This is a genomic window from Curtobacterium sp. VKM Ac-2889 (assembly GCF_015350855.1).
In the GTDB taxonomy this organism is placed as follows: Bacteria; Actinomycetota; Actinomycetes; order Actinomycetales; family Microbacteriaceae; genus Curtobacterium; species Curtobacterium poinsettiae.
Genome location: NZ_JADKSC010000002.1, coordinates 192,613 through 207,081, shown reverse-complemented (window position 1 = coordinate 207,081; position 14,469 = coordinate 192,613). Strand labels below are relative to the sequence as shown.

Sequence of the window (14,469 nt, the reverse complement as noted above, 5' to 3'; positions counted from 1 at the left end):
AACGCACCCCAACCGCACGGCGATCGGCCGTTGCGCACGAAGGGCGCCGTGAAGCGCGCTCGTCGCGATCTCACGAAGGACGACGTCACCGTCGTCGAGGAGTCGCTGCTCAAGCGTGCCGTCGCGGCTGCCGCGCTCGGCAACGCCATGGAGTGGTTCGACTTCGGCATCTTCGCGTACCTGACGGTCACCATCTCGCAGGTGTTCCTGCCGCAGGGCGACCCGGCCGCGAACATCGTCGCCACGTTCGGCTTCTTCGCCGCCGCGTTCATCGTGCGCCCGATCGGCGGTGCCGTGTTCGGCCCGATCGGCGACAAGATCGGCCGACAGAAGGTCCTCGCGCTGACGATGATCCTGATGGCCGCCGGCACGCTCATGATCGGCCTGATCCCGTCGTACGACACGATCGGCTTCTGGGCTCCCGTCCTGCTGCTCGTCGCCCGCTTCGTGCAGGGCTTCTCGACCGGTGGTGAGTACGGCGGCGCCGCGACCTTCATCGCCGAGTACTCGCCCGACAAGCGCCGCGGGTTCATGGGCTCGTGGCTCGAGTTCGGCACGCTCGCCGGCTACGTGCTCGGCGCCTCGATCGTCACCGCCCTGCAGTTCGGCCTGTCCGAGGACGCCCTGCTCAGCTGGGGCTGGCGCATCCCGTTCATCGTCGCGGGCCCGCTCGGCCTGATCGGTCTCTACCTGCGCCTCAAGCTGGAAGAGACCCCGGCGTTCCAGAAGCAGCAGGAGCAGGCCGCCGAGCGCGAGGGGCAGAAGACCCCGTTCCTCAAGCTCTTCGCCGAGAACTGGCGCTCGCTCATCATCTGCATCGGCCTGGTCCTGGTCTTCAACGTGACCGACTACATGCTGCTCTCGTACATGCCGACCTACCTCGAGCAGAACCTCGGCCAGAACGCCACGTTCGGCCTGATCCTCATCGTCATCGTCATGCTGCTCATGATGGTCGTCATCACCTTCGGCGGTCGCCTGTCCGACAAGTTCGGGCGCCGTCCGGTGCTCGCCGCCGGCTGCATCGGCTTCATCCTGCTGTCCTGGCCGGCCCTGAAACTCGTCCAGACCGGCACCGGCGTCGGCGTGTTCGCCGGCCTGCTGATCCTCGGCGTCGTGCTCGTCACGTTCACCTCGACCATGCCGTCGACGCTGCCCGCGCTGTTCCCGACGATCATCCGCTACGGCGCCCTGGCGATCGCGTTCAACGTGTCGGTGTCGCTCTTCGGTGGGACCACCCCGCTCGCCACCGCCGCGCTCATCAACGCCGCGAAGGACGCCGGGTACGGCTGGGCCGAGGACATCCCCGCGTTCTACCTGATGCTCGCCGCCGTCATCGGCCTGGTCGCGGTGTACTTCACCAAGGAGACCGCCGCGAGCCCGCTGATGGGCTCCGGTCCGACGGTCGGGTCCGAGGACGAGGTCGCCGGCGTGATCGAGGACTACAACGACCCGACGTCGGAGCTCGCGCAGTCCGACTGGGCGAAGGAGTTCTCGACGAGCGAGATCCCGATCATCTCGGCCGAGGCCGCATCGAAGGAGCCCTCCGGCTCCTGAGGACCCAGCCGCCCCGCGGCAACCCGGCCAGGAGGCCCGGCGCACGTTCCGTCTCGGAACGCGCGCCGGGCCTCCTGGCCGTTCCGAGCCGTTGGCGACGTCACGCGCACAGCGACAGTCCGCGGGCGCGGCACCGCGTGGACCGTCGCTCAGCCCGTGGAGCCGGCCGCGGTCGCGGCGGCTGGACCCGCGGCGGGGCCCGCCGCCAGCCGCTCCGCGGCGTGCAGCAGCCGCGCGGTCACCGGGTGGGCGGGGCGCGCGAAGACCTCGGCGGCGGGGCCGTGCTCGACGACCGCGCCGGCGTGCACCACGAGCACGTCGTCCGCCATCCGCCGGACCGCCCGCAGGTCGTGCGACACGAACACCATCGCCACCCCGGTCTCGTCGCGGAGCCGTTCGAGCAACCGGAGCACGGCGTGCTGCACCGTGGCGTCGAGGGCGGTCACCGGCTCGTCGAGCACGATCACCTCGGGCTCGGTCGCCAGCGCGCGGGCGATCGCGAGCCGCTGCCGTTGCCCGCCGGACAGGGTGCGGGGGGAGCGGGACCGCAGCACGGGGTCGAGGTCGACCTGTCGCAGCGCCGCGTCGACCCGTTCGCCGAGCGCTCCGCGCGCCCGCCGTTCGTCACCGCGTGAGAACGCGTCCGCGAGGACCCGTTCGACGTTCCACCGTTCGTCGAACGTCGCGCCGGGGTCCTGCACGACGGCCGCGAGCCGGTGCCGTCGGGGGCGTCGCTCGCGCTCGGGCAGCGGGACCCAGGGTTCGCCGTCGAGCGTGACCGTGCCGGCGTCGGGCGTCTCGAGGCCGAGGAGCATCCGCGCCAGCGTCGTCTTGCCCGAGCCCGAGGCGCCGATCACCCCGAGCACCCGGCCCCGCTCGAGCCCGAACGACACGTCATCCACCGCGAGCAGCCCGCCGTACTCCCGCGAGAGCCCCTGCGCCGCGAGCACGTCCCTCGCACCGTGCGAGGATTCGCGCTCGGTGTCGCGGTTGCCGATCGGCGCACGGTACGGAGTCGTGCGGCCGGTGCGAGGTTGGCCGCTCGGTGCAGCGTCAGAGGACTGCACGGAGCCATCGACCTCGCACCGATCGGCAAGATCGGCACCGTGCGGTGGCGCCGGCTCCGCCGCGGCAGCACCGGCAGCGCGCACCAGCGCCCGTGTCGCGGGGTGCTGCGGCGCCGCGAAGACCCCGGTGACCGCACCCTGCTCGACGATCCGGCCCTCGTGCACGACGGCGACCCGGTCGGCCCACCCCGCGACGAGCCCCAGGTCGTGCGTGATGACGAGCAGTCCGGCGCCCCGCCTCTGCGCTGCCCGCAACTGCTCCATCACGGTGACGGCGACCCCGACGTCGAGCGCCGTCGTCGGTTCGTCGGCGACCAGCAGCGCGGGGGACCCGACGGTGGCCGCGGCGATGAGGGCACGCTGTCGCATCCCACCGGACAGTGTCCCGGCGAGCCGGCCGTCGGTCGCGGTGTCCGGGTCGAGGCCCACCGCGGCCAGGGCAGCACGCACGGCGTCCACGCGCTCGGCCGCACGCATCTCGGTGTGCAGGCGGAGGCTGTCGGCGACCTCGCGCCCGACGGGACGCAGCGGGTCCAACGCGCCCAGCGCCTCCTGGCCGACGTAGCCGATGCGCGATCCCCGCAGCCGGCGCCACCGCCGGTCCGTGTACCCGCCGACGTCGACACCGTCGACCGTGAACGTTTCGGCGTTCACGGCGGCGCCGGGCGCGGACAGGCCGAGCACGGCGCGTGCGGTGACGGTCTTGCCCGAGCCGGAGGCGCCGACCAGGGCGACGCACTCACCGGCGTCGACGCGCAGGTCGACACCGTGCACGATCGGGGTCCCGCCGATGGCGACGGTGAGTCCGCGGACGTCGAGGACGGCGCTCACCGCGCGGCCCCGCTCCGTCGGATCGCCCGGCCGAGCACGGTGACGGCCGTCGCGAGCACGACGATCGCGAGTCCGGGGAAGGTGCTCATCCACGGCGCGGTCTGCAGGTAGGTGCGACCGTCGGCGAGCATCGCGCCCCACTCCGGCGCGGGTGGGGGCGTGCCGACACCGAGGTAGCTCAGCGCCGATGCCCACACGACCGCCTGCCCGACCCCGAGCGTGGCGACGGCGACGACGGGCCAGAGCGCCGTCGGCAGCACGTGCCGGACGACGGTGCGGGCGGGGGAGCGGCCGAGCAGCACGGCGGTCTCCACCACCTGCGAACCGCGGGCCGTCCGGACCAGGCCCCGCACGATCCGGGCGTAACCGGGAGCGGTCGCGAACCCGACGGCGAGCACCGCCGGCACCGGACCCGGACCGGTCACGGCGATGACGACCAGCGCGACGAGCAGCAGCGGCAGGGCGAACGCGACCTCGGTGACACGGCCGATGACGGCGTCGAGCAGACGGCCGAGCCGTCCGGCCCCGGCGCCGAGCCCGGCGACGACACCGAGCAGGACGCCCGCTCCGCCGCCGATCAGGGTGGCGGCGACGCCGACGACGAGCGAGGCGCGGGTCCCCGCGACCACCCGTGCCAGGACGTCGCGGCCGGACTCGTCGGTGCCGAACGGGTGTGCACCGCTCGGGGCGGTCAGTGCCTGGGTCGGGTGCACCGCGAGCGGATCGCCGCCGCCCAGCAGCGCTGGCCAGGCCGCCGCGACGACGGCGACCAGGACGACCACCGCCGCGGCGGTGCCGCCGACGCCGAGCGTCCCCCCACGGACGCGCTCGGTGCCGACGGCGGTCTGGTGGGCGGACGCACCGGTCTGGAGGCCCGGGTCGGCGATCCCGCTCACCGCGCGCCCGCCGGACGGCCGGGCCCACGGCGTCGCGCGGTGCCGGGGCGCGCGGTCGCGTTCCGTGCGGTGCTGCGCGGGTCGACCACACGCTCGACCAGATCGGCGACGGCCAGCACGACCACGTACGCGGCCGCCGAGACCATCGCGATGCCGGCGACGAGGGGCATGTCCCGCTGGGTGACGGCGGTGACCAGCGCGCGGCCGATGCCGGGCAGGGCGAACACGGACTCGACGACCACGGCCCCGGAGACGAGCGATCCGAAGGCCCACGCGGACAGTGCGATCCCGGGCAGGGCGGCGTGCCGGAGCAGATGCCGTCCGAACAGTCCGAGGCGGGTCTCGCCCCGGCCCCGGGCGGCGAGCGCGAAGGCCGAGCGCTGCGCGTCCACCACGCCGTCGCGCACGGTCTCGGCCAGGTACCCGGCGACCGGCACGGCCACGGTCAGCACCGGCAGCACCCAGCCGCGTGCGGTGCCGTCACTGACCGCCGGCACCCACCCAAGGGACGTGGCGAACACCACGATGAGCACGCTGCCGAGCCAGAAGTGCGGCATCACGCTCGCGGTGACGCTGAGGGCGCTGGTGAGCCCGGCGGCGATGCGGCCGCGCTGCGTCGAGGCCCACGCGGCGACGATCGCCAGCACCCAGGCGACGACGAGCCCGGCGACCGCGAGCGTCAGCGTGACGGGCAGCTGCTGGCCGAGGAGCGTCGCGACCGGGGTGCGGAACGCGTAGGAGTCACCGAGCTGCCCGGTCGCGAGGCGGCCGAGGAACACCGCGTACTGCACCAGGACCGGCTGGTCGAGGCCGTACTCGTGGCGGACCTGGGCGACGGCCTCGGCCGAGGCCTGCGACCCCGGGCCACCGAGGATCGCGAGCGCCGGGTCACCGGGGATGAGCCGGATCGCGACGAAGACGATCGTCGCGACGGCCCAGAGCACGCCGATGCCCCCGGCGAGCCGCCGGACGGCCCACCAGACCCACCGCATCCGTGTCAGCGGTCGATCCAGGCGGTGCCGAACCAGGGCGTCGACACAGGGGTGGTCCGGATGCCGTGCACGGCCGAGCGCACCAGGAAGTGGTTCTGCTGGTCGTACAGGGGGAGCACGGTGTCGCTCGCCAGGATCGCCTTCTGCGCCTGCTCGTACAGGTCGGCGCGCTCGTCGGCGTCCGAGGTGCGGGCGGCCTGCTCGAGCAGCCGGTCGAGCGCGGGGTCGTCGAGCTGGGCCAGGTTCGCGAAGTAGCCGGACGGTGCCGGTTCGATGCTCGCGCTGTCGTACAGGATCCGCAGGACGTCGGGGCCGACCTTCGTGTACGGGGCGCTCACGACGTCGTACTCGTTCGCGGCCAGGGCGGCGTACCAGCTGGACAGGTCGAGCTCGTCGAGCACGACCTTGAACCCGACGGCCTTCTCGGACGCCTGGATCTGCTGGAACAGGCTGCGCTCGGCCGGCACCGACTGGTTCGTCGAGACGGGGAACGTCACGGTGAGCTGCTGGCCGTCCTTCTCGCGGACGCCGTCCGAGCCGACCTTCCACCCGGCGTCGTCGAGCAGCTGCTTCGCCTTCGACGGCGAGTAGTCGAACCGGCTCTTGTCGGAGTACGCGAGCGGCTCAGCGCTCGAGAGCACCGAGTACGAGCGCTTCGCGGTGCCGAGGAACAGCGACTGCAGGCCCGGGTCGATCTCGGCGCCGGCGATGAAGGCCTGGCGGACTGCCTGGTCGCGGAACACGCCGTGCCCGGAGTTCAGTTCGAGCCGGTTCGAGGCGCCGGGGCGGGGGGCGTCGAGGTCGCGGATCGCGCCCTTCGCCGACGCGGCCTTGAGCTGGTCGGGCTGGGCGTTGTCGATCACGTCGACCTGGCCGGACTGCAGCGCGGCGTAGCGCGAGGTCGAGTCCGGCAGGAACCGCCACGTGATGCCCGACAGGCGCGGCTTCGTCTTGCCCCAGTAGTCGGTGTTCTTCGTCAGGGTGACGCGGTCGCCGTGCTTCCAGCCGGTGACCCGGAACGGGCCGGTGCCGACGGGGGACTCACAGTTCGTCGCCTGCTTCCGTTCGAGCGCCTTCGGGGACTCCATACCGACCCAGGGCTGCGAGAGGGACTCGAGCAGCGCACTGTCCGGCCGGCTCAGCGAGAGCGTCACGGTGTGGTCGTCGGTGGCGGTCGCCTTCGTGATGGACTGCAGCGCCAGGTACCCGGTGCTCGAGGCGGTGGCCGGGTCCTGCACGTGCTCGATGTTCGCCACGACGGCGGCGGCGTCGAACGGGGTGCCGTCGGTGAAGGTGACGTCGTCGCGCAGGGTGAGCGTCAGGGTCTTCCCGTCGTCACCCGTGGTCCACTTCGTCGCGAGTTCCGGCGTCGGCTTGCCGTCCTCGAGCCCGACGAGCTCCTCGATGTACTGCGTCGCCAGGAGCGCCTGCGGGTAGTTGCCGCCGACGTGCGGGTCGAGGCAGGTCGGTTCGGCGTCGCCGGAGGCGTAGGTGAGTGTGCCGCCCGCGACCGGGGTGCTGCTCCCGGTGCTCGTGCCCGGTCCGCTGCAGGCAGCCAGGACGAGCAGGACCGCCGAGGCGCCCGCGACTGCGGTGAGGGTTTTCTGTACTGAGTCCAAGATCATGGCTGACCGAGTCTAACGGTTTACTGGGGCCCATGGACGAACCGATCCGCCGCGGTGGCCGCCCCCGACGCTCGAGCGCCGAGGTCCTCGCGGACGCCGCCGCCGAGCTGTTCCTCGAGCAGGGGTACGGGCGCACCACGGTCGACCAGATCGCCGCCCGCGCCGGGGTCAGCCGCGCGACGTTCTTCAACTACTTCCCGGCGAAGGCCGACGTGATGTGGCTCGAACTCGACGCCGCCGTCGCCGGGCTGCCCGGGTACCTCGCAGCGTCCACCGAGTCGAGTGCCGTACGGGCCGTCGAACAGGCGCTCTTCGACGCCGCTCGCGCCCACGACCCCGAGCGGGTGCCGTGGGCGGTCGCGCAGGCCGAGGTCATGGGCATCGGGCCCGAGCTGGTGGCCGGCGTCGCGGTCCGGGTGACGGCGCAGCACGAGGCCGTCGCCGCCTTCGTCGCGGGCCGCACGGGGGAGCAGCCGCGAGCGCTCTGGCCGCAGACGGTGTCCGGTGCGATGCTCGGGGCCGCCGCTGCCGCGTTCGGGGTGTGGGTCACCGACGGGGTCGGGCGCCGAGCACTCGTCGAGTACGTCGCGGCGGCGCTCACACCGGTGGTCGCGGGCCTCGACGCTCGCTGACACGCCGGCGTCTTCCGCCCCCGGACACGCCGTCGTCTTCGTGCGACGCCGCCTCGTCGCCGAGACGCCGCCGATTCCGGCGGCGTCTCGAGCACATGGCGGCGTCTTACTGACACACCGGCGTCTTCCTCCCGCGTGTGGGGCGGTGCACGTGGCGGGAAGACGGACGGGAAGCCCGTGGCGGCCCGGCACCGCGCCTCCCGTCCGCCGCGCGGTCGCTCACGGAACACGCCGTCGTCTTTCTACGACGCCGCCTCACCGGCGAGACGCCGCCGAATCCGGCGGCGTCTCGAGCACATGGCGGCGTCTTGCCGACACACCGGCGTCTCGCGACCCGAGCCCTGCCGCCACGCCGCCCCGCGACCGCGCCGACGCTCACTCCGTGCGCAGGGTCCCCGCGCCACCGGCCGCCACGTCCGACGCGGTGCCGTCCCGCACGACCTCGGGGACAGCGCCGTCGGTCGGCACCAGGGACTCGTCGCCCGGGTAGCTCAGGGTGAGGACGGCCTCCTCGATGTACTGGCTGTCCTCGAGCGACTGCTCGACGTCGCGCAACCGCACCGCGACGTGCTCCTCGGTCTCGTTGCCCGTCAGGTCGACGGCCGCGACGAGGTACACCCGCGACGGCCCCACGAACTCCAGGTGCAGGTAGGTGACGCGCTCGACCTGCGACCGGCCCAGCAGCTCGACGAGCACCGCGTTCTCGAGCTCCGGCGACGTGCTCTCGCCGAGCAGGAACCGGCGGTTGCGGTCGATCAGGACGATCGCGACGACACCGAGCAGCACACCGATCGCGATGGAACCGAGTGCGTCGAAGACCGCCAGCCCGGTGACCTGGTGCAGGAACACCCCGAGGAACGCCACGACCAGGCCGATCAGCGCCGCCGCGTCCTCGGCGAACACCGCACGGAGCGTCGGGTTCGACGACTGCAGCACGTGCCGCAGCACCGGGACCTTCCGCTTCGTCGCGGCACCGTGCGCCTGTCGGTACGCCTGCAGGAAGCTCGTGCCCTCGAGCACGAACGCGAGCCCGAGCACGACGTAGTTGAGCACGACGTCCTCGGCCGGCCCGGTCTCCCCGAACTCCGAGATGCCGTGGTAGATCGAGACGATCGCACCGGCCGTGAACAGGCCGAACGCGGCGAACATCGACCAGATGTACGTCTCGCGTCCGTACCCGAGCGGGTGCGCGGCGTCCCGCTTCTTGCCGCCCCGGCGTTCGGCGACGAGCAGGAACACCTCGTTGCCGGTGTCCGCCCACGAGTGCGCCGCCTCGGCCACCATCGACGCTGAACCCGACACGAGCGAGGCGATCGTCTTCGCGATCGCGACGAGCAGGTTCGCCCCGAACGCGATCAGGACGGTGACGAGTGACTCGGGGCGATCTTCTGCGGGCATCGCTCAAGCATGCTCCCGTCCGGTAAAGTCGTGTTCCACGAGCATCGATCCGGCCATCACCGGGGAGCTTCCGGAAGAACACGGGGCGCACCAGCGCCTCCGTCAGTAGAACCGGGCGGGTTCGGGACCGTCACCATCCCCGACACAGAGTGGTCGCACAGCGGACGTTGGGCGGCAAACGAGGTGGTACCGCGGAGCCTGGCTCCGTCCTCGTGGAGATCGAGCGAACCCACAAGGAGTCCCGGTGCCGTACCCGTTGAACGCCGATGCCGATGGCGTCGTCCCCTCGCCGAGCTTCCCCGCCGTCGAGCGGGGCATCCTCGCCTTCTGGAAGCGTGACGACACGTTCCAGGCGTCCATCGACGCGCGCCAGGGCTGCCCGGAGTGGACCTTCTACGACGGCCCGCCCTTCGCCAACGGCCTGCCGCACTACGGGCACCTGCTGACCGGGTACGCCAAGGACGTCTTCCCGCGCTACCAGACCATGCGCGGCAAGCAGGTGCACCGCCGCTTCGGCTGGGACACCCACGGCCTGCCCGCCGAGCTCGAGGCGATGCGCCAGCTCGGCATCACCGAGAAGCACGAGATCGACGCCATGGGCATCGACGTCTTCAACGCCGCCGCCAAGAAGTCGGTGCTGCAGTACACCGACGAGTGGCAGGAGTACGTCACCCGCCAGGCGCGCTGGGTCGACTTCGAGGACGACTACAAGACCCTCGACGTCACCTTCATGGAGAGCGTGCTCTGGGCGTGGAAGCAGCTCTGGGACAAGGGCCTGGCGTACGAGGGCTTCCGGGTCCTGCCGTACTGCTGGAACGACCAGACGCCGCTGTCCAACCACGAGCTGCGCATGGACGACGACGTCTACAAGATGCGCCAGGACCAGTCCGTCACGGTCTCGTTCCCGCTGCACGGCGACCGCGCTGCCGCGCTCGACCTGAACGGTGTGCGGGCGCTCGCCTGGACGACGACCCCCTGGACCCTGCCGACGAACGCCGCCCTCGCGGTCGGCCCGGAGATCGCCTACGCGGTCGTCCCGGCAGGGCCTGGAGGCGCGGCTGACGGTGCCGAAGCGGGTTCCGCCTCGTACCTCCTCGCGTCCGACACGGTGGCCGCGCACGCGAAGGAACTCGGCTACGGCTCGGGTGACGAGGCGCTCGCCGCCGTCGCGCGCACCCTGACGGGCGCCGAGCTCGACGGCGTCGAGTACGAGCGTCTGTTCGACTTCCTGGCCGACCAGGAAGGCTACGAGAACGCGTGGCGCGTGCTCGTCGCCGAGTACGTCGAGACCGGTGAGGGCACCGGCATCGTGCACCAGGCCCCGGCCTACGGTGCCGACGACCAAGAGGTCTGCGCCGCCGCGGGTATCCCCGTGGTGCTGTCCCTCGACGAGGGCGGCGTCTTCACGTCGCAGTTCGGCGAGGTCGCCGGCATGCTCTGGTCGGACGCGAACAAGCCGCTGACCAAGGCCGTCCGCGACGCCGGGCGACTGCTCCGCCAGGCATCCTACGAGCACAGCTACCCGCACTGCTGGCGGTGCCGGAAGCCCCTCATCTACAAGGCCGTCTCGTCGTGGTTCGTCCGCGTCACCGAGCTCCGCGACCGCATGGGCCAGCTCAACCAGGACATCAACTGGGTGCCGGACAACGTCAAGGACGGCCAGTTCGGCAAGTGGGTCGGCAACGCCATCGACTGGTCGGTCTCGCGCAACCGCTACTTCGGCACGCCGATCCCGGTGTGGCAGTCCGACGACCCCGAGTACCCGCGCACCGACGTGTACGGCTCACTCGCCGACATTGAGCGCGACTTCGGTCGCCTGCCGGTGAACGCCGAGGGCGAAGTCGACCTGCACCGCCCGTTCATCGACGACCTGACGCGGCCGAACCCCGACGACCCCACGGGCACCTCGACGATGCGCCGGATCACCGACGTGTTCGACGTGTGGTTCGACTCCGGGTCGATGCCGTACGCCCAGGTGCACTACCCGTTCGAGAACCGTGAGTGGTTCGAGTCGCACAACCCGGCCGACTTCATCGTCGAGTACATCGGGCAGACGCGCGGCTGGTTCTACGTCATGCACGTGCTCTCCACCGCGCTGTTCGACCGACCCGCGTTCCAGAACGTCATCAGCCACGGCATCGTCCTCGGCTCGGACGGCCAGAAGATGTCGAAGTCGCTCCGGAACTACCCGGACGTCTCCGAGGTCTTCGACCGCGACGGCGCCGACGCCATGCGCTGGTTCCTGATGTCCTCGTCGGTGATCCGCGGCGGCAACCTCGTCGTCACCGAAGAGGGGATCCGGCAGGGCGTCCGCGAGTTCATGCTGCCGCTGTGGTCGACGTACTACTTCTTCACCCTGTACGCGAACGCCTCCGGGGAGTCGGGCTACCAGGCCACCCGGAGCACCGCGAGCACCGACGTGCTCGACCGGTACCTGCTCGCGAAGACCCGGGTGCTCGTCACCGACGTCACCGCGCACCTCGACGCGCTCGACACCCCGCTGGCGGCCCAGGCCGTCCGTGACTTCGCCGACGTGCTCACGAACTGGTACGTCCGTCGCTCGCGCGACAAGTTCTGGACCGGGGCCGACGCGGCCGCCGGCGCCGAGACCCGCGCGGCGTTCGACACGCTGTACACCGTGCTCGAGACCCTGACCCGGGTCGCCGCCCCGCTCGCGCCGCTCGTCACCGAGGAGATCTGGAAGGGCCTGACCGGCGGGCGCAGCGTCCACCTGACGGACTTCCCGGATCCCGACGAGTTCCCCGCCGACGACGCCCTGGTCGATGCGATGGACCGCGTGCGCGACGTCGCCTCGAAGGGCCTGGCGCTCCGCAAGGCCACGGGCAAGCGCGTCCGCCTGCCCCTCGCCACGCTGACCCTGGTGGTGCCGGACCCGGCTGCGGTCGAACCGTTCGCCGACATCCTGCGTGACGAGCTCAACGTCAAGCGCGTGGTGCTCGAGGCGCAGGCCGAGGAGTCCCTGGCGCAGTACGGCATCGAGCGGAAGCTCACCGTGAACGCCCGCGTCGCCGGCCCCCGCATCGGCAAGCAGGTGCAGCAGGTCATCCCGGCCGCCAAGAAGGGCGACTGGACCGCCACCGACTCCGGCGTGACCGTCGGCGGCATCGACCTGATCGAGGGCGAGTACTCGCTCGACCTCACCGTCGCCGACACCTCGGTGGCCGTGGCGTTCCTCGACGAGGGTGGCTTCGTGGTGCTCGACACCGTGACCACGCCCGAGCTCGAGGCCGAGGGGCTCGCCCGCGACGTCGTCCGCGCCGTCCAGCAGGCCCGCCGCGACGCCGACCTCGACGTTAGCGACCGCATCGCCCTGACCCTGCGGGTGGACGACACCGCCGACGGCGCGGTCCGTGCACACCAGGACCTCATCGCCGGTGAGACCCTGGCGACGAGCGTCGAGATCGTGCCCCTCGGGGCGAGTGACACCACCACCGACGTCGGTGACGGTGCGAAGGTTTCCGTGGAGGTGGCACGCGCATGAGCGACGACGACCAGTACGACGACCACGAGGCGAACGAGGAGTTCGTCGGACACGACGAGTTCGACGGCCGCGACGAAGACGGCATCCGGATCCCGGTCGGCCCGGCCGGTGACGGCCCTGCCGACGCCGTGCCCTACGGGGGTGACGACGACGAGGTCCGCCGTGTCGAGGCCGCCCTGTACGCCCGGATCGGTGAACAGGCCCCCGAGCGACGGCTGACCGCAACGCGCCGTGCCGTCGAGCTGCTCGGCGACCCGCACCTGGCGTACCCGGTGATCCACGTGACCGGGACGAACGGCAAGACGTCCACCAGCCGCACCATCGAGAGCATCGTCCGTGCCCACGGTCTGCGCACCGGCCTGATGACGAGCCCGCACCTGGTGTCGATCCGGGAGCGCATCGTGATCGACGGCCAGCCGATCGCAGCGGACCGGTTCACCTCGAACTGGGACGACATCGCCCCGGTGCTCGAGATCACCGACCGGGAGCTCGCCGACAAGGGCGAACTCCCGTTGACCTTCTTCGAGGCGCTCACCGTGCTCGCCCTGGCGTGCTTCGCCGAGGCGCCGGTGGACGTCGCCGTGATCGAGGTCGGCATGGGCGGCGAGTGGGACTCCACCAACGTCGTGCAGAGCCAGGTGTCGGTGTTCACGCCGATCGCCATCGACCACGCGAAGCAGCTCGGTGCCACCGTCGCCGAGATCGCCCGCACGAAGTCGGGCATCGTCAAGCCGTCGTCCGCCGTGGTGTCGAGCCGGCAGGTCCCCGAGGCCCTCGCCGAACTCGAGCGCGCCGCCGAGCTCACCGAGTCCACCCTGGCCGTCGAGGGCATGGGCCCCTTCGAGCCGGTCACTGACCGTCGCGGAGCGGCGGGCAGTCCGAGCTTGCAGGGAGGGTTCAGCGTCGTCGACGTCACCCCGGCCGTGGGCGGACAGCTCATCACCGTGCAGGGCATCGCCGGTCGCTACGACGACCTGTTCCTGCCGCTGTTCGGCCGGCACCAGGCCGAGAACGCCGCCGTGGCGATCGCGGCGGTCGAGTCGTTCCTCGGCCGTGGGGCCCAGGCCCTCGACGAGGACGTCCTGTCCGAGGGCATCGCCGGCACGACCAGCCCCGGTCGACTGCAGCCGATCGCCACGGACCCGACCGTCGTCGTCGACGCCGCGCACAACCCGCACGGTGCGAAGGCCCTGGCCGAGGCACTGCCGGTCGCGTTCCCGTCGGAGCACGTCGTCGGCGTCGTCGGGATCCTCGGCGACAAGGACGCCCGCGGGTTCGTCCGCGCGCTCAAGGACACCGTCGCCACCTTCGTGGTCACGCAGCCGCCGGGGGAGCGTGCGCTCGACGCCGATGCCTTCGCCAAGGTGGTCGTGGACGAGATCGGCGCGGACCGCGTCGTCGTCGAGCCGTCCCTGGCGTCCGCCCTGCAGCAGGCACGCGACCTGGCCGACGAGGCGGACGCCGAGGACGCCCTCGTGCTCGTCGCGGGCTCCATCGTGATGGTGGGCGCGGTCATGGACCTCGTGCACCGCGAAGGCGAGACGAAGTGACGGACGCACCAGGGGCCTCCCGGCCGGGCCGGGCACCGCGCACCCGGAAGCCGCGCCGCGAACGCGGAGCGCAGGAGAGCCTGCTCTCGATCACGCTCGTGCTCGAGGCGATCATGTTCTTCTTCCCCATGCTCGTCGTGTTCGGCAAGGGCACGCTGCCGCCCGCAGCGGCCTTCGGCGGCGGCGTCGGCGCGATCATCGTCCTCGCAGCTGCCTCACGTCTGACGGGCAAGCGGGCCGGTGTATGGTTCGGGTGGCTGCTGCAGGCGGCCATCCTCGCCACCGGGTTCATCGAACCGTTCATGTTCGCGGTCGCCGTGGTGTTCCTGGCGCTGTGGGTCTTCTGCTTCGTCAAGGGCGGTCAGCTGGACCGTCAGAACGCCGCGCGCCGAGCGGCCATGGGCGAGGACTGACCACCACAT

The 14,469-nt window shown here is 71.9% G+C and carries 10 protein-coding genes; 5 read left to right on the top strand and 5 right to left on the bottom strand.

The window, feature by feature from the left end; all coding sequences use genetic code 11:
* Nucleotides 1-48 precede the first annotated feature (48 nt).
* Entirely contained in the window at nt 49-1,554 is a 1,506-nt protein-coding gene (proP, locus tag ITJ50_RS06820) for a glycine betaine/L-proline transporter ProP (protein WP_240048702.1), read from the top strand.
* 149 nt (nt 1,555-1,703) lie between these two features.
* Here proP and ITJ50_RS06815 read toward each other — a convergent pair whose 3' ends face one another.
* The 4 genes from ITJ50_RS06815 to ITJ50_RS06800 are packed head-to-tail and all read right to left on the bottom strand — an operon-like array spanning nt 1,704 to nt 6,965.
* Nucleotides 1,704-3,452, bottom strand: a complete 1,749-nt coding sequence (locus tag ITJ50_RS06815) for an ATP-binding cassette domain-containing protein (RefSeq protein WP_194590183.1) — start codon at nt 3,450-3,452, stop codon at nt 1,704-1,706.
* Complete coding sequence (locus ITJ50_RS06810) at nt 3,449-4,348, bottom strand: ABC transporter permease (RefSeq protein ID WP_017885992.1); 900 nt, start codon at nt 4,346-4,348, stop codon at nt 3,449-3,451. Before ITJ50_RS06810 ends, ITJ50_RS06815 begins: the two co-directional genes overlap by 4 nt.
* Nucleotides 4,345-5,340 (bottom strand): ABC transporter permease, encoded by a 996-nt coding sequence (locus ITJ50_RS06805; protein ID WP_194590182.1) that lies wholly within the window; start codon nt 5,338-5,340, stop codon nt 4,345-4,347. The genes ITJ50_RS06810 and ITJ50_RS06805 overlap by 4 nt, the downstream gene beginning before the upstream one ends.
* 5 nt (nt 5,341-5,345) lie before the next feature.
* Nucleotides 5,346-6,965 (bottom strand): ABC transporter substrate-binding protein, encoded by a 1,620-nt coding sequence (locus ITJ50_RS06800; RefSeq protein ID WP_056071368.1) that lies wholly within the window; start codon nt 6,963-6,965, stop codon nt 5,346-5,348.
* A 32-nt stretch (nt 6,966-6,997) separates the two neighbouring features.
* Between ITJ50_RS06800 and ITJ50_RS06795 the strand changes: the two genes are divergently transcribed.
* On the top strand, nt 6,998-7,597 hold the full coding sequence (locus tag ITJ50_RS06795; RefSeq protein WP_194590181.1) for a TetR family transcriptional regulator: 600 nt from the start codon (nt 6,998-7,000) through the stop codon (nt 7,595-7,597).
* A 375-nt stretch (nt 7,598-7,972) separates the two neighbouring features.
* Here ITJ50_RS06795 and ITJ50_RS06790 read toward each other — a convergent pair whose 3' ends face one another.
* Entirely contained in the window at nt 7,973-8,995 is a 1,023-nt protein-coding gene (locus ITJ50_RS06790; protein ID WP_017885988.1) for a cation diffusion facilitator family transporter, read from the bottom strand.
* Nucleotides 8,996-9,239: 244 nt separating this feature from the next.
* On the opposite strand from ITJ50_RS06790, the gene ileS reads away from it, so the two are divergent.
* Genes ileS through ITJ50_RS06775 form a run of 3 tightly spaced genes read left to right on the top strand, consistent with a single transcriptional unit; the run spans nt 9,240 to nt 14,460 of the window.
* Nucleotides 9,240-12,497, top strand: coding sequence for an isoleucine--tRNA ligase (ileS, locus tag ITJ50_RS06785; RefSeq protein WP_194590180.1), 3,258 nt, complete (start codon nt 9,240-9,242; stop codon nt 12,495-12,497).
* Nucleotides 12,494-14,047 carry a bifunctional folylpolyglutamate synthase/dihydrofolate synthase gene (locus ITJ50_RS06780; protein WP_194590179.1) on the top strand — a complete coding sequence of 518 codons (1,554 nt, stop codon included), beginning with the start codon at nt 12,494-12,496 and terminating at the stop codon, nt 14,045-14,047. The genes ileS and ITJ50_RS06780 overlap by 4 nt, the downstream gene beginning before the upstream one ends.
* Nucleotides 14,044-14,460, top strand: a complete 417-nt coding sequence (locus ITJ50_RS06775; protein WP_017885985.1) for a DUF4233 domain-containing protein — start codon at nt 14,044-14,046, stop codon at nt 14,458-14,460. Before ITJ50_RS06780 ends, ITJ50_RS06775 begins: the two co-directional genes overlap by 4 nt.
* Nucleotides 14,461-14,469: the final 9 nt, after the last annotated feature.

Bases quoted from the DNA above. Each gene is read 5' to 3' on its own strand.
- ITJ50_RS06795 (WP_194590181.1), top strand. From the start codon at position 6,998: ATGGACGAACCGATCCGCCGCGGTGGCCGCCCCCGACGCTCGAGCGCC.
- ITJ50_RS06805 (WP_194590182.1), bottom strand. From the start codon at position 5,340: ATGCGGTGGGTCTGGTGGGCCGTCCGGCGGCTCGCCGGGGGCATCGGC.
- ITJ50_RS06780 (WP_194590179.1), top strand. From the start codon at position 12,494: ATGAGCGACGACGACCAGTACGACGACCACGAGGCGAACGAGGAGTTC.
- ITJ50_RS06800 (WP_056071368.1), bottom strand. From the start codon at position 6,965: ATGATCTTGGACTCAGTACAGAAAACCCTCACCGCAGTCGCGGGCGCC.
- ITJ50_RS06790 (WP_017885988.1), bottom strand. From the start codon at position 8,995: ATGCCCGCAGAAGATCGCCCCGAGTCACTCGTCACCGTCCTGATCGCG.